The organism is Klebsiella sp. BIGb0407, from assembly GCF_024807845.1.
GTDB lineage: Bacteria > Pseudomonadota > Gammaproteobacteria > Enterobacterales > Enterobacteriaceae > JGM124.
Window position 1 is genome coordinate 490746 of record NZ_JANUEQ010000002.1, and the last position, 19542, is coordinate 510287.

Below are 19542 nucleotides of genomic sequence, written 5' to 3' on the forward strand. Positions count from 1 at the left end.
TTATGAAAAAGATGCTTTACGTTCTCATGGCATTGGCCATTCTTCCTGTCGCCGTATTGGTGATTATCACGCCAATGGATAGCCAAAAGCAGTATATGTTTGGCTTGATCAGTATCGGTCTGCTTTTCTTAATGGGCTGGAGTAAGAAGCGGAGTATTTCGGTAATCATGGTGGTGATGTCATTTTTGATGTCAACCCGCTATATGTACTTCCGGCTGACACAAACCCTGCACTTCAACTCAGAAATTGAAACTATTCTGGGTATGGCGCTGTTTTGCGCCGAAGTTTACGTCTGGGTGATGCTGATCCTCGGCTATTTACAGAGTCTCTGGCCACTCCAGCGTGAAATTATTCCTCTTCCGGAGGATATGTCGAAATGGCCAACCGTTGACGTCTATATTCCGACCTACAATGAATCCCTGGATGTGGTTCGCGATACCGTACTGGCAGCGCAATGCATCGACTATCCTGCTGATAAAATTAATATCTATATCCTTGATGATGGTAAGCGACGAGAGTTTGCGGTTTTCGCCTCTGATGTCGGGGTAGGCTATATCACGCGTAGTGAACACTCCCACGCCAAAGCCGGTAACCTCAACCATGCGATGAAAGTGACCAAGGGTGAACTGCTGTGCATTTTTGACTGTGACCACGTTGCCACCCGTATCTTCTTGCAAGCGACGGTCGGGGGGTTCCTGACTGACCCAAAACTGGCTCTGGTACAAACACCTCACTACTTTTACTCACCCGATCCCTTTGAACGTAACCTGTCTGGTGGGCGTAATATTCCTAATGAAGGGGCTCTGTTCTACGGCCCGCTTCAGCAAGGTAACGATTACTGGAATGCTGCGTTTTTCTGTGGTTCTTGTGCCGTTATTCGCCGTACCGCGCTGGAAGAGATTGGTGGATTTGCGGTTGAAACCGTCACCGAAGACTCCCATACCGCTCTGAAGATACAGCGTCGTGGCTGGAATACCTCATTCCTCGGAATTCCACTGGCTGCTGGTCTGGCAACGGAACGTCTGGTTCTCCATGTGATTCAGCGTACTCGCTGGGCCAGGGGAATGACGCAGATTTTCCGTCTCGATAACCCACTATTTGGGCGAGGGCTCACTTTTCCACAGCGGCTATGCTATTTAAGCGCCATGCTCTATTACCAGTTTGCCTTACCGCGCATCATCTTCCTGGTGGCACCGCTGGCCTATTTGCTGTTTAACCTGAATATTATTTACTCTTCCGCAGGCCTGGTATTTGCCTATGCCTTGCCGCATTTGTTCGTCGCTATTTATGTTACTTCACGCTTAAACGGACGTTATCGTTATAGCTTCTGGGGTGAGATATACGACCTGGTACTGGCATTCCATATCCTGATGCCTACCGCAGTCACGATGCTGTTCCCAAAACGCGGGAAGTTTAACGTGACCGATAAAGGCGGCTTACTGAATGTCGGGTATTTTGACTTCACTGTCGTAAGACCTCACCTTATTGTTGCGCTATTGCTGGTTGCGGGGATTATTGCCGGTATTGTCCGAGCCTTTGCCCATGACTATTACAGCGTCGACCCGAAAGTTATGGCCTTGAACGTCGGCTGGGGTGTCTACAGCCTGATATTCCTGTTGGGCGCGATAGCAGTAGCACGTGAAACTCGACAGACACGTAAAAGCATTCGTATTGATGCCGCTATTCCGGTGATTATTCACTATGCCAGCGGTATCTCCTCACGTAGCCAGTCAATCGACTTATCTATGGGTGGCTGCCAAATCACGCCACCCGATGACAGGCACCTGAACGATCCAATTGAAGAGGTTGAATTACTGCTGGAATCAGGTGGTATCAGTATTCCGGTCACCTTCATCGCTGCAGATGAACATTCAATCAGGTTAATGTTTGAAGATATCCCTCTGGCTCGCCGTCGTGAACTGGTTCGTGTAGTACTGGCCCGTGCTGATGCCTGGATCCATCCGCCTAAACCACAAGATAATCCATTACGTTCGATGATGATGATTATCCAGTGTGTCTTTGATTTGTTCTGGCTGACGTGGAAGTCACGCCGTGAAAATCGTCGTCTTCGCGCTCAGGCTCAACAGGATGGCAATGCATGAAGCAACTGATATCGACGGCTTTACTTGCAGGCGTATTCTTTACCTCCCCACTTTATGGGGAAGAAGCAACTATCGATGCATTGCTGCCCTTTAATCTGCCCGCTCCGGTTTCACCGGTAGCGGCAGCTGTAGCACCTCCGACTCTGACACCCGCTTTAGTCAGTAATCTACGAGTGGCACAAATGGGACAGCCTGGCGGTGTTGTGATGGGCGGAGGCCAGCAACAAGGCGGGATAACCTTTACCCTGCCTCTCGACCAGGTAATAACAAACGCACGGTTGATTCTGAATTTAAACGTTTCTCCAGCTATGGCTGAGCAGAATACTACCCTGGAATTAATGCTCAATGGACAGCCGTTAGGCTCAGTGCCATTGGGTGCCGCAGATAGCGATACATCTCGTTTTCAGCTTGATGTTCCGGCAGCCTTACTGGTTTCGGTCAATAACCTGAGCTTTAAAATCAGCGATGCGAATGCGCTACAGTGCCGGCGCGATCCTGATGGAGAATACCGGGTCACCATTCTGCCAGATTCTCATTTTGAGCTTGAAGGACAGCAGTTAAATATCGGTAATGAGCTGATTAATTTCCCTCGCCCATTCTTCGATAGCATGCAGATGTCAGCCACCACGGTGTCATTTTCATTCCCGGAAACAGTAAGCAGCGATGCCGTCAGTGCCGCAGCATTACTGGCCTCCTGGCTGGGTATTGAGGCTGACTATCGTGGCATCAATTTCGATACCAGATATAACGTACTGCCAGAAAAAAACGGCATTCTGATAGGCCATCCGGGTGAAACCATTGGCGGTGTCACCTTACCTGAGAGTGACGGACCCTTCCTGCAATATATCGATAATCCGATTAACCCGGTTTATAAATTATTGCTGGTCGTCGGAAGAGATGAAACGGCTCTGCGTATGGCCGCCTGGCGTCTGACACAGAATAAGTTCGAGCCACAAACCGCCAGTTTGAAGGTTGAAACTAAAGCGATTCCCGTCAGCCAACCCTATGACGCACCGCGCTGGATCCCAACCGATCGTCCGGTAAAATTGTCCGAGTTGCTACGCAAAGATCAAACCCTGACGACAACCGGGATCTGGCATGAACCTCTGAATATCGCCTTCCGCGCTGCACCCGATCTGTTTTTATGGGATGGCGGAAGCATTCCTATGCATATCAACTATCGTTTTCCAGCCGAAGACTGGATCGATGAAAGCCGCTCCTGGCTGAGTGTGACGCTGAACAGTAACTTCTTGCTGAATCTGCCAATCAATAAACAAGGTGCACTGGAAACCTTATGGCGTAAAATGGGCGGCGATGCGCGTCAGGAACAGGCTGATATTCCTATTGAACCTTACCAGATTTATGGTGATAACCAGCTGTCACTCTATTTTCATATCACTCCACAGGAAGATGCGCCTTGTAGCGTGCTGTTGAATAATAATATTAAAAGCCGGATTGACGATACCTCGACCATCGACCTGAGCCATACCCGTCACTTTGCGCTGTTACCTAACTTATCGTTTTTTGTCGGCGCGTCATTCCCTTTCACACGCCTGGCTGACTTCTCACAAACGGTACTGCTGTTTCCTGATAACCCAACCGAGACCCAGATAACTACTGTGCTTGATATGGTGGCACGCTCAGGTAATGCGACCGGTACTGCACTGGCGAATAACCGCGTGATGTTCGGTATCCCAGCCGGGGGTTCAGGTCTGGAAATGCTGCGTAACCGTGATGTGCTGGCGGTCAGTAATATGACCCAATCGTTGTTTAATCAGACGCTATTAAGCCGCTCGCCGTTCGGAACCCGGGATAATAGCCTGATGGCGAACAAGCCCACTCTCTGGCAAAAAACCTTGCGCTGGCTGGGAGGAGACTGGAGTGCTGACAATATAGAAGCAGACCGCTATTTCTCATCGAATGCTGACTGGCGTGGATTTATTAGTTTCCCTTCTCAATGGAACAGCGATCGTCTGGTAGTACTGATAGTTGGCAGCAATGATGATCAGCTATCACGTCTGCCTGTTGATTTAAACTCAGCAAAAATCAACGCAGGTATCCGGGGTGATGCTGCAATCATTACCGATGAGAATGGTGTGCGTAGTTTCCGCGTCGGAGGGCAGTATCCAAGTGGAGAAATGCCGGGTCATATGATGATTGTCTGGTATGCCAACCAGCATGCGGTGTTACTGGCATTTGCCGCGCTTATATTCAGCACCATTTTTGGCTTATTTATGTATGCAGGATTGAAGAAACGTGCACGTGAGCGTCTGAGCCAGGGCGAGGGAAAGAATAAATGAAAAAAATAACCGTACCGTCGGCCATTCTTATCTCCGGAATGATAGGGTTTAGTGCTTCGGCTCAAACGTCACAAAACGATGCTGCGCTTAAGGCACTGTTTGATCAGGCTAATTACTGGCATGAAAAAGCACATAATGACCGGGCCAGCGAGTCATTGAATAAAGTGCTAATGGTTGACCCGAATAATACTCAGGCGCTCTACTTAATGTCGCTCTGGGCACAGCAAAACGGCAATCTACAGGAAGCCAGCCAATGGCGTACTCGCCTGGCAAAAACCGATCCTAATAGCTCGCTGTTACAAGAGCTCGACAATGCTAAACAGATAGAGCAAATTCCAGCCGGATCCCTTGCTCTTGCCCGCCAACAAGCACGCAGCGGTAATATTCCAGCGGCGATGGCAACCTGGCATACTCTGTTTACTGGCGATACTCCCCCTCCTGGTCTGGCGGCAGAATATTACCTCACCAAGGGGAGTGATAACGCGAGCTATTCCGAGGCGGTTGCAGAGTTACAGCGCTTTACAGCGCAGAATCCAGGCGATCTATCTGCCCGTGTCGCCCTGGGTAAAATGCTGACCTGGCGGGAAGGAACGCGACGCGACGGTATCTCTTTGCTCGAGCAAACGGCCAGCGGCAATAAAGAGGCAGACGATGGCCTGCGCCAGGCGCTGCTTTGGCTGGCCCCGACCACCAACGACACTCAGTCCTATGAAACCTTTATCCAGCGACATCCGCAAGATAAAGAGGTGCAGGCGCACTACCGTGATACGCTGGGCGCTGCCGCTAAAACTGAGGGCTATAATGCCCTCAATAGCGGGGATAATGCCCAGGCACAGAGCCAGTTTGAACAAGCACTTCAGAGTAACCCAGAAGATGCTGATGCCCTGGCAGGTATGGGTTATCTCGCCCAGCGTAGCGGTGACTATCAGGCTGCCTCACAATATTTAAGCCGTTCAGCCAGCCTCGGGGGAGAGGCTTCCGCAGAACGTAAGAAACAGGCTGATGACGCATTATTCTATGGCCAGTTATCCCAGGCTCAGCAAGCTTTCAAGGCGGGTAATGTCAGCCAGGCACTAACGCTGTCGGCCCCTCTGACACAGGCCGCAGGAGAACAAGGCGTCTCGGCGAAACTGTTTCGTGCCGATGTCTTACGCCAGAGTAAAGATTACCCGCAAGCCGAGCTGGCGTTTCGCGATATTATCAGTCTTCAGCCGCAAAATGCCCAGGCACGTGAAAACCTGTATTACGTGCTTAAAGAGCAAAATAAAACCGCCGAAGCCGATACCGTATTACGGACTCTGCCTGCAACAGTGCAAGCCAGACTCCAGCCTCGGGTAGTAACCGGCTTACCGAGTGACCCTATTCGTCAACAAGGTGAACGTCTGGCCGCTGCGGGTAATACCACTGAGGCTATTGCTACGCTACGTCAAGGCGTGACACGTTACCCTAACGATCCCTGGATGCGTCTGAGTCTCGCCCGCTTATTACAAAAATCAGGTTATGACGGTGAAGCCGCGACCATTATGCAGCCCGCATCTCGTGTCGGCGCAGATACCAATTCGTTATATGCCTCAGCGCTGTTTGCCAGTGAGAATGGATCCTGGCCGCAGGCACAGGGCCTGCTATCCAGGATCCCGGCTTCGGCACAAAGTGCGCAGATGCGTGAGCTATCACAACGCGTTAACTACAACCTGAATATTGCCACCGCAGAAAACTACCTTGCTCAGGGTAATACTGTTGCGGCAGCCAATACCTTGAAAGCACTAGCATCCCGCCCGCCACAGAGTCCGGTTGATGCGGGTAAACTGGCTAAATTGCTAGCCAAGAGTGGTGATGTAACCAGTGCTATCGCAGTGGTTCGCGGTAATATGCAAAAAGGCGTACAGGGTAACGTCGGCGATTATGCCGATCAGATAGCGGTGCTTAACCAAGCTGGCCTGACCAGTGAAGCCCAGCGCTTTGTTTCTAATCCGGCATTACAAGCGCGTAGTACGCCAACACAGCTGGCCGATGCACGTATGGGCTATGTTATTAACGAAGCTGATACCCTGCGTGAACAGGGTAACTATGCTGCGGCCTATGATAAGCTGATCGGTGCCCTGCAAAACGATCCGAAAAATACTGACTTGATGTTTGCCATGGCGCGACTCTATCAGTCCGGGAAAATGAATAAAGAAGCGGGTGTCGTCTATGACTACCTGATGACCCACGATACTCCGGATCAAGCTGCCCGTGTGGGAGCGATAAATATCGCATTAGCTGAAAATAACATTGAACGCGCCAAACAACTGTCGATAGGTTTAAAAACAGACCAATCGCCCGAGCGCCTGTTCCTGTTAGCTCGCCTGGCTGAAGCCACAGGTAATCACCAGCAGGCACTGACCTATCTGCGTAGCGCTCGTGGCAGATTGTTAGGTATGCAATTAGGCGGCAGCGATGCCACGCCAATGGTCGACGGAGTGCTACTGGCAGATAATCCATTTATCGGCAATAGTCCTGGTAGCAGTCTACCGGTAACCCATGCCCTGCCATGGCAAGTTACACAGAAAGCCGCGGATCCTGGCACGGTATTACCGGGCATTATGCGTCCTGACCTGCCACTGGATACTGCTCAGAATCGCATGCTACGCCAGGTCGACGAGATGATGAAAGAACTCGACCAAACAACGGGAATGTGGCTCCAGGGTGGTATCAATGTTCGCGGGCGTGATGGTGAGTCCGGCACCAGTAAACTGACGGAAGCCAGAGCGCCTATCAGTTGGTCGGCGGTTCCCTTTGGTGAGTCACGCTTTGAATTCACGGCCACGCCAGTGGTACTCAGTAGTGGTAATGCGGCCGGTGATGCCTGGCGCCGTTATGGTTCCAACCCGCTGTCAAATGCAGCATCGAACATGCTAACTACCATTACGAGTGAACAGAAAGCTATCGCAACAGCTACCGCAACCATGACGGATGTGCAGCGAGAAGAGTATTTTGCTGCAAATCCTGGTGCGAAAGCCCTATCCGAAATGGCACCAATAGACAACAAAGACTTCAACCTGGCCAGCGCAGATGGTTTAAATAGTCTGAGAAATCTGCTCGGGTATGATGAAGGTAGAGTCGCCCAGTATCTGAAAGCCTCAAACCTTAAGCCTAATGTGAATCAGCCTGGGGATTCATCAACTGACTCAAAAAATGCCAGCGGCGTCGAATTGAGCATGGCCTTAACCGGCGATAATTACCGGGCGGATATCGGGACTACGCCATTAGGACAAGATCTCAATACCGTAGTCGGTGGAATAAGATGGGCACCGAAACTCACTGATTACCTGTCGCTGATCCTCACTGCTGAACGACGGGCAGTAAAAGACAGCCTGTTGTCTTATGTGGGTCTGGAAGATAGCTACTCTGGTAAAACCTGGGGTCGTGTCACCAAAAACGGCGGTAGTCTGCAACTCAGTTATGATGATGGCGATGCCGGTTTCTATGCGGGTGGCGGCGGCTACAGCTATCAGGGTGAAAATGTCGCCAGCAATACCAGTGTCGATGCCGGGGCGGGGGTTTATCTGCGCCCATATCATGATAATTATCGCCAGTTACAAACCGGGTTAAGCGTAAGCTGGATGAATTACTCTAAAGACCTGAGCTACTTTACCTTTGGTCAGGGCGGTTATTTCAGCCCGCAAAACTATATCAGTATTGCGTTTCCTGTGGAGTACAGCCAAACCTTCAATAACGTAAAAGCAAGATTAGGCGGCTCTCTGGGCTATCAATCTTATACTCAGGATGGCAGTGATTACTTCCCGACGAATAAAGTCTGGCAGGATACGCTAGAGGGTGCGGCTCAAAGCGGTTTCGCTAAGGAAGCTCGCCATAATGGCACCACACAAAATGGTATGGGATACTCAATGAAAGCAGGGCTGGATTACAACCTGAATAAAGATATGACAATCGGCGGTGAAGTCGGCTATGACACCTTTGGTAGTTATAACGAGAGCACTGCGGGTGTTTATTTCCGTTATATGCTGGGAAGAAATTAATGACATTGAATATTGATAATAGTGCATTACTGGCATGGATCCAGCGCCAGCAAACGCCACCAGGCTGGTTCGATCTATTAACAATTATGATTGATTCCATGGCTGATAACGCCAGCGAACAACAAAGCCGCCCTTTCTTATTGCAAATGGGCGATAAGTTAGCTCAGCGCTATCCGTTAAGCACCTCGGAAACCGTTGCTGAACTGGAAAACAATATCAACCAGCATCTAAGTCATTTTGGCTGGGGTTGTGTTGATATTACGGCGACAGAAACCGCATTAATGCTGCATCACCAGGCTCTACCTGTCAGCCATGACCAGGACGAAGAGCGGTTAAATCGCTGGTGTAATGCGTTCAGTACCATTCTGGAAGGTGTTTATTCGCGCTGGTTACAGCAACAAGGGGGAGAAGCTCACGTCATTGTTACACGTGATAGCGTACTTTCATTATCTGAGATTCAATTCCGCTATCATAATCCACAATGAGCCTGACTATGCGAACCCCGTTTCGGACTGCATTAATCCTGGTGATGACGCTTCTGTTTTCTGTATTTGCCCAGGCTGGCACCGCCTGGGATGTCTATAAAGCCCGTTTTTTAATGCCTGACGGGCGTATAGTTGATACGGGTAATAAAAATATTTCGCACAGTGAAGGGCAAGGTTTTGCCATGCTGGGTGCCGTTGCCAATAACGACAGAGAAGCCTTTGATAAGTTATGGCTCTGGACCAAGCAAACGCTTCAGAATAAAGACAGTGGTCTGTTTTACTGGCGTTATAATCCCGCCTCTGCCGATCCTATTGTTGATAAAAATAATGCCACTGATGGTGATACCCTGATTGCCTGGGCATTATTGCAGGCGGAAGCTCGCTGGCATGATAAGCAATATGGCAAAGAGTCAGATAAAATAACCAAATCTCTGCTGGCGCATATGGTTATTGATTACGCGGGTTATAAGGTAATGCTTCCTGGTAAAGACGGCTTTAATCACAACAGTGAAGTGATTCTTAATCCATCCTATTTTGTTTTCCCGGCCTGGAATGCCTTTGCAAAACGTAGTCATTTACAAGTCTGGCAAACGCTGATGAAAGACAGCCAGACCTTGTTAGGTCATATGGGACTGGGTGTGGCTAATTTACCGACTGACTGGGTAGCATTGCGCGCTGACGGACAGCTATCACCCGCGAAAGATTGGCCACCGCGGATGAGTTACGATGCGATACGTATCCCGCTCTACCTCTACTGGTATGATAAACAGTCCCCGCTACTCCAGCCATGGCGTAATTGGTTCGGTCAGTTCAGTCGTCTGGAAACACCGGCCTGGGTGAACGTGGTCAATAACGAAAAAGCCCCTTATATGATGGCTGGCGGACTGCTAGCAGTACGTGACTTAACCATGGGTGAAAGTTTAACTGAACCAGTAATCACCACTAAAGAAGACTATTACTCAGCAAGCCTGAGTATGCTGGTATGGCTGGCTTATCAATAACGTGTTCAGTGCTTTTTCCGCTTGATATGAGCTGCGCTATCATCTGATAGCGTTCGCTCACCTGTCATCAATGATGCCAGCCTGCACAGCCATCCAGACCTGATTCTTCGCATCAACACTTCTGCAAATAACATATTGTAAGGAATTACCTTGAGCACCCATAACGAGAAGTTTATCAAAGAGATTCAGTGGTCCTGCCTGCATATGACCCGCACCCTGAAACAAGTTGAATCGCTCCCCGACCTTAGCCATGTCCGTATCGCCTGTAACATGCATCTCGACTTAAAAATGATCCCGTTAGTAGAGGGATTACTGAAGAAAAATGCACGTGTCTTTTTAACGACCTGCAACCCAACCACCGTACAAGACGATGTCGTGGCTTATTTGGTTGCTGCAGGCGCTGAAGCCTGCGCCTGGCGTAATATGAGCGATGCTGACTGGCATGACTCCTGGGAAAAAGCGATTGACTGGCGTCCAACGCATCTGTGTGAAATGGGAGCTGATATCACGACTCTGCTACATCAGCGTGGCAAGTTTGGCGATGTTGTTGCCTGCCTGGAAGCGACAGGTTCCGGGGTCAGCCGCCTGCCCTCTTCACGTCCAGGCTACCCTATCTTTAACTGGGATGATTTACCGGTTAAAGAAGGCCTGCATAACCGCCATATGGTCGGTTTAACCGCCTGGCAAACCTTCTTCCAGACCACGCACCTGACCCTTCATGAAAAAAGAGTCCTGGTGATTGGCTATGGTCTGGTAGGCCAAGGCGTTGCCGCTTCGGCGAAAGCCTACGGAGGACAGGTGATGGTGGCAGAGCGTTGCCCGGCCCGTCGCTTACAGGCTGCATACGATGGCTGGCATGTGGTTGAAATAGAAGACGTGATTACCACAACCGATGTCATAGCGACCGCGACCGGCGCTAAAAAGGTTCTGAATGCCACGTTGCTCGACCAGGCAAAAGACGGCGTCTTCATACTGAACGTCGGTCATGTTGCCGAAGAGATTGACTGTGAATACCTGAAGCAATATCCCAACCAGGAAGTGATGCCGTTTATTAATGCTTATAGCTTGCAGGGTAAGACGCTGTATTTAATGGCTAACGGCTCAATGCTGAACCTTACCGCCGGATTTGGTGACAGCCTGAATGCTTTTGATGTCACACTTGCCGTTATGGCCAGCGGCATCAAACATATCGTTACCGAAGGGCAAACGGCAGAACCTGCTGTCTATTTACTGCCCCAAGGGGTCTGGGAAAAGGCGCTTTAGTATTATTCCAAGCCTGACTGTCCCTTCATAAAACGAGAGCGGCATAGAGATTTCAGAAGCGATAATCACTTGCTTCTGAAATTGTCATTTTCCGCAAGCAAACCCGGCAGCCCTGCGTTTTTTGAACAACATCTCAATTTAACAGCAACTTTGTAGTTATTGTCTTTATCCTCAAAAAAACGCTTGATAATTTCCATAAGGCTCCTACAATCCCAAAATAAGGTTAGTCAAAATAGTATGGCTACACTGTTCCCATTCGCCAGTAACATTATTATCACTCTATAATTTCAGCATCGATTTCTGATGAGCTGGAACTATTAATATATTTCGTGAAGTTTCTCTTTCAAAAAAAGTTGTTATCAATAATCTCTTCCCATTTATAAAATAATTTAATTAAAAAATTCATTATCATAGATATATTCTTATTTTATTACTAAAACAATTAATAATGGGGAATGCAATGAAAAAATTACTCCACTTTATTTTATTTATAAATATTACACTTTTATCTGGCTGTAGTGTTCTTGATGATAACTATCCTGAATTAAGAACAAAAGAACAGGTAAGAACCACCGTTGTCAATAACACGGAATATAGCCTTGCGGTAATAAATAAAAATCTTTCGTGGGGGCGATGGGTGAAACAGCCATCTTCTGTTATTCCTGAATATGGCAGAGACCACTTTATCAGCAGGGGAACCTCTCTGGCAGGTACAGAAGGAACCGTTGAATACTCTATTTACGCCGGTTCTTTCAAAATCTATTGGGATTATACTCATTGGGGCCGGAGAAACCATTATGTTGTGACAAATGACCAAAAACAACTCTATGATATATATTGCTATGGTTGTAATACAAATGATTTCACTATCTATGTAAATCAAAAAACAAACTCTTTAAATTATAATATTCTTATCATGTCAGACCCTCAGGCCTGGAGATTAGATATAGCCGGTAATAATCCTAATAAAGACAAGTCTCAATGGGAATCGGTAAATCAAAAAGTCGTAAAGAGTATCAATTTACTAAATAGTACTAATCATTTCATGTTTGGTATCGTCAATGGCGACATCACTGAGTTTGGCAGAAGAGCTACACGAAGTAGTTTCGATGCGGTCTATACTCATAAAATTCCTTTCCCGTTACTTATAGGGTTAGGTAATCACGATTATGCCAATAATGTTAATGATTGTGCAGACCCCCTGATGTCCAATTTTAGTATGAATGCTTGTGCACGAGACTCTGTCTTTGACCTCAGTAAGAGGATTGATAAATACGAGCACCTATTAAGTGATTTCTCTTCCGACTATGATAAAAAGAATCAAACAGGAAGCCTTGGATATTCCTGGAGTATAGGTCCTATGCACTTTGTTCAGTTGAATAATTATCCAACCTATCAGGTGGAACTTGACCATTATGCAAATAAAAGTATCTATATTACTCCGTCAATAGATTGGCTGGAAGAGGATTTAAAAAAGGCCTTCTCACGAGGAAAAGCAACCATTTTAAATTTTCATGATGCCTATCATCATTTTAGAAAAAATACAAATGAAAGAGACAAAATTAGATTAGAAGAAATAATAAAGAAATATAATGTTATCGCCATATTCTCCGGACATTCCCATCACGCTAGCGAAACGACGGATAATTTTCTATCTGGAGTAAAACATTATAATAGCGGGGCTTTATATCAAGGGGATTATTTGTTCGTAAAAGTTAAGGGAAAATGTATTGATGTATCAGTCTATAACGGTCTGTCTGGCGATCCTCGAAAAATAAAAGATTTATATGGTATATGTGGTTAATGGTCAGATGTTGAGAGAAGCAGCTTTTCGCCAAATCACAGATACAAAAAAACCCGCCTTGGCGGGTTTTTAGCTTACTTAACGAGGGCTGAATTACAGCGCAACAACGTTAGCAGCAGCAGGGCCTTTAGCACCATTCTCGATGGTGAACTCAACTTTCTGGCCTTCGTCGAGAGTTTTGAAGCTGTCGCTCTGGATTGCAGAGAAATGTACGAATACATCTTTGCTGCCATCAGTTGGAGAAATGAAGCCGAAACCTTTCTCAGCGTTGAACCATTTTACCAAACCAGTCATTTTGTTAGACATAAATATTACCTTTTTCATTTTCTTAGCCACTATACGCGGCGAACACGGTCTGTTCAGCAGAGTTGGACTTAATCTGGCACTTAGGAGGAGACTCGAGAAAAAGGGATATCTAAGATAGCGCTTGAACTGAGGACTGCTTTACTAAAACTGCTTTCATAAGGTCTGTGTTCCAAACCGCCGCTATTTACTCATATCTCTAAGCTTTTAGCAATGCTAATTTTTCGAACTGACAACATAAGAGATATAACAGGAAGTAATTTAACGGTTAACTGTCGAAAAAAATAGTAATAAGGGGCATAAATGAGGCGAAAATCACTAAAAATAAAAATGGAAGATCTTTTAAAAGCAGACCGATCGCCAATCTGCTTTTGCTGTCCAAGCCCTAGCCTAAGACTGTCACTGCATCCTGTAAACGGGTTGCACGATATTTTACCATCGCTGAAATCCGGGCTCCATTCTCTACCAGTTCGGCATTTTTTTGTGTGATAGCACTCAGTTCTGCCACTGCGCGAGTGACATCAGCCAGACCATCCGCCTGTTCTGCCGTTGCCTGACTAATATGCCCCAGTAACTGAGTTACATTCTGTACCTGAGCGACAATATCCTGCATTGTTTGCCCCGCCGCATGAACCTGAACTGTGCCCGACTTCACTTTACTGGTACTGGCATCAATCAATTTACGAATATCATTCGCAGCACTGGCACTCCGCTGAGCCAGGCTACGCACTTCACCCGCGACAACAGCAAAACCTTTACCCTGCTCGCCTGCACGGGCTGCCTCAACGGCGGCATTTAACGCCAGGATATTGGTCTGGAAGGCAATGTCATTAATCAACGTCGTTATCGAGCCGATACGTTGGGTGCTGTCAGAAATATCGTCCATCGTAGTGACAACCGTTTCCATAGCATCAGCACCATGAGAAGCAGCCTCACTGGCTGAACTGGAGAGTTTATCTGCGGCCGATGCCGTATCTGAATTGGCCTGTACCGAAGCAGACATCTGGTTCATCGTGGCGACCGTCTGCTGGACATTCTCGACCGTCTGGCGGGTACGGGTATTCAGATCCTCATTTCCCTTAGCCATGGCTTCACTGCCACTGTGAACATTAGCAACCTGACCACTGACATCATTAATTAGCCAGCGGCACATCAAGCCTAGCTGACCGACAGAACGTAAAATCATTCCAATTTCATCACTACGTTGCAAATGCTGCACGCGATGACGATTACCTGTTGCAACTTCAAGCGCTTGCCGGGCGATGTTTTCCAGCGGGCGAACTACCTGCCATTCCAACAGCCCGCCTATCAGTACTGTAGCAAATCCGCTAATCAGCCAATGCTGAAGGGGTAACTGGAAGAGCCAGGCTGATGCCAGTAACATCATCAGCAAAAAACTCATGATGCTACGAATACGGGTACGAAGTGACATCGCTGGCAACTTACCAAGCAGGCCTTTACGTAAAACCAAGCCTTTAAAGATTTTTCGCTTACTGCGGCCTTCATTCATGGCCTGGTATAATGGTTCGACAGCGGCAATCTCTTCACGGGTTGCTTTCGTTCGAATCGACATATAACCCGTCGTTTTTCCCAGGCGGACCAAAGGCACAGCATTTGCTCTTACCCAGTAGTAGCCGCCATCTTTACGGTAATTTTTGACAATTCCCGTCCATGGCTCTCCTTGTTGTAAGGTGAACCACATATCTGCAAATGCCTCTTTCGGCATATCCGGATGTCGCACAATATTATGTGCCGAACCTTGCAGTTCATGTAATTCATAGCCACTCACCTGAACAAACTCGTCGTTAGCATGTGTTATGTAGCTTTTCAGGTCAGTGGTTGACATTAAAGTCGTGTCATCATCCAGCATAAATTCATACTGTGTGACAGATTGGCGGGCAGGCATAGCAACTCCCTTTAAGAGGTTATCCATGGTTTACTCTTCGGAGTTAGGTATTTCGGCATAGAAAAATTTTACTTTAAGTCAAAATGTCGATAACTGTCACATTTCTGACCAATAACCATAACATTACCAGTGTTTCCAATTAACAAAATTGCAGGTGACCGCATTGGTATGATGCAAAAAACTCATCGCTGCAGTGGGCATCGTTAATATCAAATAATGAGAATTTTTCAGGTCTGTAGCCGAACTAAAATCGTGCCATCAGCTAAAATATATTCATGGTGTATCTTGTAACCTTCAGGCAGCTATAACCGCTATCCATAAGACCTTACTCAGTGAATCACTCTTCAAAACTAAAGATTTCATATGGCAAAATTTTATCTTAAGTCAAAACTTTGATAGCCATCACAGTTTAGACTTACTAATATAACGTCCTGGATGCTCGAACTTAACAACATAGCAAATAGTTTCATGTTGTTACCATTTTTAAACTTATTGTCTCCCTGTTCCTCACTCGATGCAGATATTCATACGGCACTTCATCCGCATCACGCTACACTTAGTAAGGAATTCCAAGGATTGGCCTTGCCCGGAGAATAATTGAGGATAAAACATGCTAAGAAGAAAAAAGAAAGTCAGACCTATTAAGGTCAGTGACGTTACGATTATTGATGATGCTCGTCTGAAAAAAGCTATCACCGCAGCCTCTTTAGGCAATGCGATGGAGTGGTTCGATTTTGGGGTCTATGGCTTTGTCGCCTTTGCGCTGGGGAAAGTGTTCTTCCCTGATGCCAGCCCGAGTGTACAGATGATTGCCGCCCTCGGTACCTTCTCTGTTCCCTTCCTGATCCGCCCACTCGGCGGTGTGTTCTTCGGCATGCTCGGCGATAAATATGGTCGTCAGAAAATCTTGTCGATAACCATTATTATTATGTCCCTGAGTACCTTTGCCATCGGCCTGATACCCTCGTATGCCACCATTGGCATCTGGGCGCCGATTTTGCTGTTAGTGGCAAAAATGATTCAGGGCTTCTCGGTTGGCGGTGAATATACAGGCGCTTCTATTTTTGTCGCAGAATACTCACCTGACCGAAAACGTGGCTTTATGGGCAGCTGGCTCGACTTCGGTTCGATTGCCGGATTTGTCTGCGGGGCAGGTGTTGTTGTTCTGATTTCATCGATTGTCGGTGAGGCAAGCTTCCTCGAGTGGGGCTGGCGTATTCCGTTCTTCCTCGCCTTGCCACTGGGTATTATTGGCCTTTATCTCCGTCACGCTCTGGAAGAAACCCCTGCGTTCCAGCAGCATGTAGAGAAAATGGAGCAAGATGATCGCCTGGGACTGGCAGAAGGACCTAAGGTCTCCTTTAAAGAGATAGTGACAAAACACTGGCGTAACTTACTGGTGTGTGTAGGTCTGGTGATTTCCACCAACGTCACCTACTACATGCTACTCACCTATATGCCAAGCTACCTTTCTCATAACCTGCACTATTCCGAAGATCATGGGGTGATGATTATTATCGCCATTATGATTGGTATGCTGTTTGTACAGCCAATCATCGGGCTGCTCAGTGACCGTTTTGGTCGCCGAATCTTTGTGTTTATGGGAAGTATTGGTCTGTTCTTCCTGGCGATTCCAGCCTTTATGCTGATTAACAGTGACATTATTGTCCTGATATTCTTTGGTCTGTTAATGCTGGCGGTACTGCTTAACTTCTTCACTGGGGTGATGGCCTCAACCTTGCCTGCTATGTTCCCGACCCATATCCGTTACAGTGCCCTGGCCAGTGCCTTTAATATCTCGGTACTGGTAGCTGGTCTGACGCCTACTGCAGCAGCCTGGCTGGTTGAAGCAACCAATAATTTGTTGATGCCTGCCTATTACCTGATGGTCGTCGCGGTTATTGGTTTTATCACCGCCATCACCATGAAAGAAACCGCCAACAAACCGTTAAAAGGGGCCACGCCTGCGGCGTCAGATATTGCCGAAGCACGTGAAATCGTGCAGGAGCATTACGACAATATCGAGCAGAAGATCGAAGATTTAGATAAAGAAATTGAAGATCTACAGAAAAAACGGACCAATTTAGTCGATCAACATCCGCGTATTAACGAATAAATCACCGTCTGAAATCAAAGCCTGGGGAGTTTTCCTCAGGCTTTGTCATTTATTTATCACAGCGCAAGGCTGTTATAAGACAAAGCGACTATCCTGTAAGCATAATCTCCACAGAGGATAGTTCAAATGATGAAAGTTTCTGCACGTAACCAACTCGACGGTAAAGTGACGCGTATCGTAACCGGTGCGGTTAATAATGAAGTTGAAATTACCCTCCAGCAGGGTGAAGTATTAACGACCGTTATCACTAAAGAGAGCTGTGAAACTTTAGATATTCGCGAAGGCAAAGAGGCCGTAGCGATTATCAAAGCGCCTTGGGTTGTTCTGGCAAGTGTTGATAGTGGTCTGCGTTTTTCAGCCCGTAACCAGTTCCGTGGCAAAATCAGTAAAATCGTTAACGGTGCGATTAACAGTACCGTTCACCTCAGAACAGAAAAAGGTTTAGCGCTAACAGCCGTTATTACCAACGAAAGTCGCGATGAAATGGAACTGCATGAAGGTAATGAAGTCATTGCCTTGGTGAAAGCATCCAGCGTGATTCTGGCGACGCGCGTTTAACGTTTTTAGGGCTACAGGCCGTATAATAATAAGGTACTACCTATGCTAAATATCGATCGCAAAAAAATCCTTAACCTGGATCCAGACTTTATAAAAAAACAACGCACCTTAATGCTGGTGCTTGCCTTCCTGCTGCTATTGGGCGGAGTTTTCTGTCTGATTAATCCTTTTGCCTCCGGTGCCGCGCTAAGTACTCTGGTAGGGTTCCTGTTTATTCTGAGCGGCGTGGCGTTAATTAGCGGTATGGTCATTAACCGCAGCCATAACTTTCTGCCGATGCTGGGAAGTATTCTGCTGGGAATAGCCTACTTTATTCTCGGTTATGTGTTTATTACTGACCCGGTGGTCGGCATTGTGACGATGTCGATGATGCTGGCTGTATTATTTGCCATCGGCGGTATTCTTCGTTTGTCTGTCGGCTTTAAGATGAAAGGAGCAAATGGCTCATGGCTGCAGATTATCATCGGGGCTTTAGACCTGGTGATTGCTATGATGCTGATAACCGCTAATCCGGAAATGTCGTTTACTCTGGTCACTGTCGTGGTCGGTATCGAACTGCTGTTCAGCTCTTTTGCTATCTTCCAGATTGCCAGCCTGTTCCGTTCTAATCGTTAATCAACGCGATAATACCAAGGGGAAAACCTGTTTTCCCCTTGGTAATAACCCTGAACTACTTTATGGCAGCCCTTTCTTTCAAATACCACATGACGACTACAGAGACCAAAAGCCGGTTACCCTGAGGTTAAGTGATTATGAATAATTTCACCCGTGTTAAACAGCTTTGGGTATTGAGATTTATACGGGGTAAGATCCTCGTTCATTAAAGGTTCAGGTGTATTAACCTTAAACTCTTCTATCAATCTGTAGGCTATTACTGATAACACAAACTTATGCTCATATTTAGATTTATTAAACATGGCATCCAATGACTTCATAAACGTATCTAAATTTTCTTTTGTTGTTATATTTGAGAGCCATGTGATAGATTCATCACCACCACCACGATATGTGTCGAATATCATGTGATGATGATGATTAAGTGGAGAATAAAACATTAAATCTGAAAATTTTGACAATATATCCTTATCATCTTTCGATAAATTGTGAATCGTGTATTCTATTGAAACTCCGTATTTGCGACAGTCTGAGTGCTTACCAGGCCCAACGACCAAAATATCTCTTAGCGTCTTTAATAAGTTATTATCTGTTTTACTTTCAAGCTGATGAATAATTGAAGCCTTATCTAACCTACTGTTTCCATTTGCTTCACCATGAACAGAATTAAGTAAAGATGCGGTGCATGAGCCTGTTTCGGTCGAAGTCATATTGAGTTGTAACGGTTGGTTATATATTTTAGTTAAATTACTGATAATCTTCTGGTGGTTATCTTCAGGAGGTTGCTGGGTATAAGGTGGTGTAATTACAGGAGAGGTCATGTTGAACGATACATTATTTAGCATTATAAAACCTATTTTAATTAAAGTAGCACTTTTTGTTAGCCAGCATGGCCGAACCCCACATAAACTGTAAGAGCGTGGAGTATTTTTATCTTGTAGATAAAATGCTATTTAATCTATCAAAAAAAGATATTTGCATTTACAATCGAGATTTACTCCTGATTAATTACAATGCTATTTAATAAAATCATATATTATTTCAACTTATCGATATCCCTATATTTTATC

At 46.5% G+C, this 19542-nt stretch carries 13 protein-coding genes; 10 read left to right on the forward strand and 3 right to left on the reverse strand.

Annotated elements, in window-relative coordinates; all coding sequences use genetic code 11:
• The first annotated feature begins 2 nt into the window (after positions 1-2).
• The 7 genes from bcsA to M2387_RS09450 all read left to right on the forward strand — a co-directional run bounded on the left by bcsA (position 3) and on the right by M2387_RS09450 (position 12974).
• A complete protein-coding gene (gene bcsA / locus M2387_RS09420; RefSeq protein WP_259048899.1) occupies positions 3-2102 on the forward strand; it encodes a UDP-forming cellulose synthase catalytic subunit in 2100 nt (699 codons plus the stop codon).
• A complete protein-coding gene (gene bcsB, locus M2387_RS09425) occupies positions 2099-4402 on the forward strand; it encodes a cellulose biosynthesis cyclic di-GMP-binding regulatory protein BcsB (RefSeq protein WP_259048900.1) in 2304 nt (767 codons plus the stop codon). Before bcsA ends, bcsB begins: the two co-directional genes overlap by 4 nt.
• Entirely contained in the window at positions 4399-8421 is a 4023-nt protein-coding gene (locus M2387_RS09430) for a cellulose biosynthesis protein BcsC (RefSeq protein ID WP_259048901.1), read from the forward strand. The genes bcsB and M2387_RS09430 overlap by 4 nt, the downstream gene beginning before the upstream one ends.
• The gene (bcsD, locus tag M2387_RS09435) at positions 8421-8906 is read left to right on the forward strand and encodes a cellulose biosynthesis protein BcsD (protein ID WP_259048902.1); all 486 of its coding nucleotides are present in this window, start codon (positions 8421-8423) and stop codon (positions 8904-8906) included. Before M2387_RS09430 ends, bcsD begins: the two co-directional genes overlap by 1 nt.
• A gap of 8 nt (positions 8907-8914) precedes the next feature.
• Entirely contained in the window at positions 8915-9907 is a 993-nt protein-coding gene (locus tag M2387_RS09440) for a glycosyl hydrolase family 8 (RefSeq protein ID WP_259048903.1), read from the forward strand.
• 204 nt (positions 9908-10111) lie between these two features.
• On the forward strand, positions 10112-11170 hold the full coding sequence (locus M2387_RS09445; protein ID WP_259049034.1) for an adenosylhomocysteinase: 1059 nt from the start codon (positions 10112-10114) through the stop codon (positions 11168-11170).
• A 460-nt stretch (positions 11171-11630) separates the two neighbouring features.
• Positions 11631-12974, forward strand: a complete 1344-nt coding sequence (locus M2387_RS09450) for a metallophosphoesterase (protein WP_259048904.1) — start codon at positions 11631-11633, stop codon at positions 12972-12974.
• A gap of 93 nt (positions 12975-13067) precedes the next feature.
• Here the strand turns inward: M2387_RS09450 and cspE are convergent, their stop codons facing one another.
• Both cspE and M2387_RS09460 read right to left on the reverse strand, forming a co-directional pair.
• Positions 13068-13280 carry a transcription antiterminator/RNA stability regulator CspE gene (gene cspE / locus M2387_RS09455; protein ID WP_211992900.1) on the reverse strand — a complete coding sequence of 71 codons (213 nt, stop codon included), beginning with the start codon at positions 13278-13280 and terminating at the stop codon, positions 13068-13070.
• A 382-nt stretch (positions 13281-13662) separates the two neighbouring features.
• Positions 13663-15183 carry a methyl-accepting chemotaxis protein gene (locus M2387_RS09460; protein ID WP_259048905.1) on the reverse strand — a complete coding sequence of 507 codons (1521 nt, stop codon included), beginning with the start codon at positions 15181-15183 and terminating at the stop codon, positions 13663-13665.
• 610 nt (positions 15184-15793) lie between these two features.
• Between M2387_RS09460 and proP the strand changes: the two genes are divergently transcribed.
• The 3 genes from proP (at position 15794) to M2387_RS09475 (ending at position 18472) form a co-directional block, all read left to right on the forward strand.
• A complete protein-coding gene (gene proP, locus M2387_RS09465) occupies positions 15794-17299 on the forward strand; it encodes a glycine betaine/L-proline transporter ProP (protein ID WP_259048906.1) in 1506 nt (501 codons plus the stop codon).
• Between the two features lie 129 nt (positions 17300-17428).
• Complete coding sequence (locus tag M2387_RS09470; RefSeq protein ID WP_259049035.1) at positions 17429-17857, forward strand: TOBE domain-containing protein; 429 nt, start codon at positions 17429-17431, stop codon at positions 17855-17857.
• A gap of 42 nt (positions 17858-17899) precedes the next feature.
• Entirely contained in the window at positions 17900-18472 is a 573-nt protein-coding gene (locus M2387_RS09475; RefSeq protein WP_259048907.1) for an HdeD family acid-resistance protein, read from the forward strand.
• A gap of 116 nt (positions 18473-18588) precedes the next feature.
• Here the strand turns inward: M2387_RS09475 and M2387_RS09480 are convergent, their stop codons facing one another.
• Positions 18589-19317: a hypothetical protein gene (locus tag M2387_RS09480; RefSeq protein ID WP_259048908.1), complete on the reverse strand. Its 729-nt coding sequence runs from the start codon at positions 19315-19317 to the stop codon at positions 18589-18591.
• Between the last annotated feature and the right edge of the window lie 225 nt (positions 19318-19542).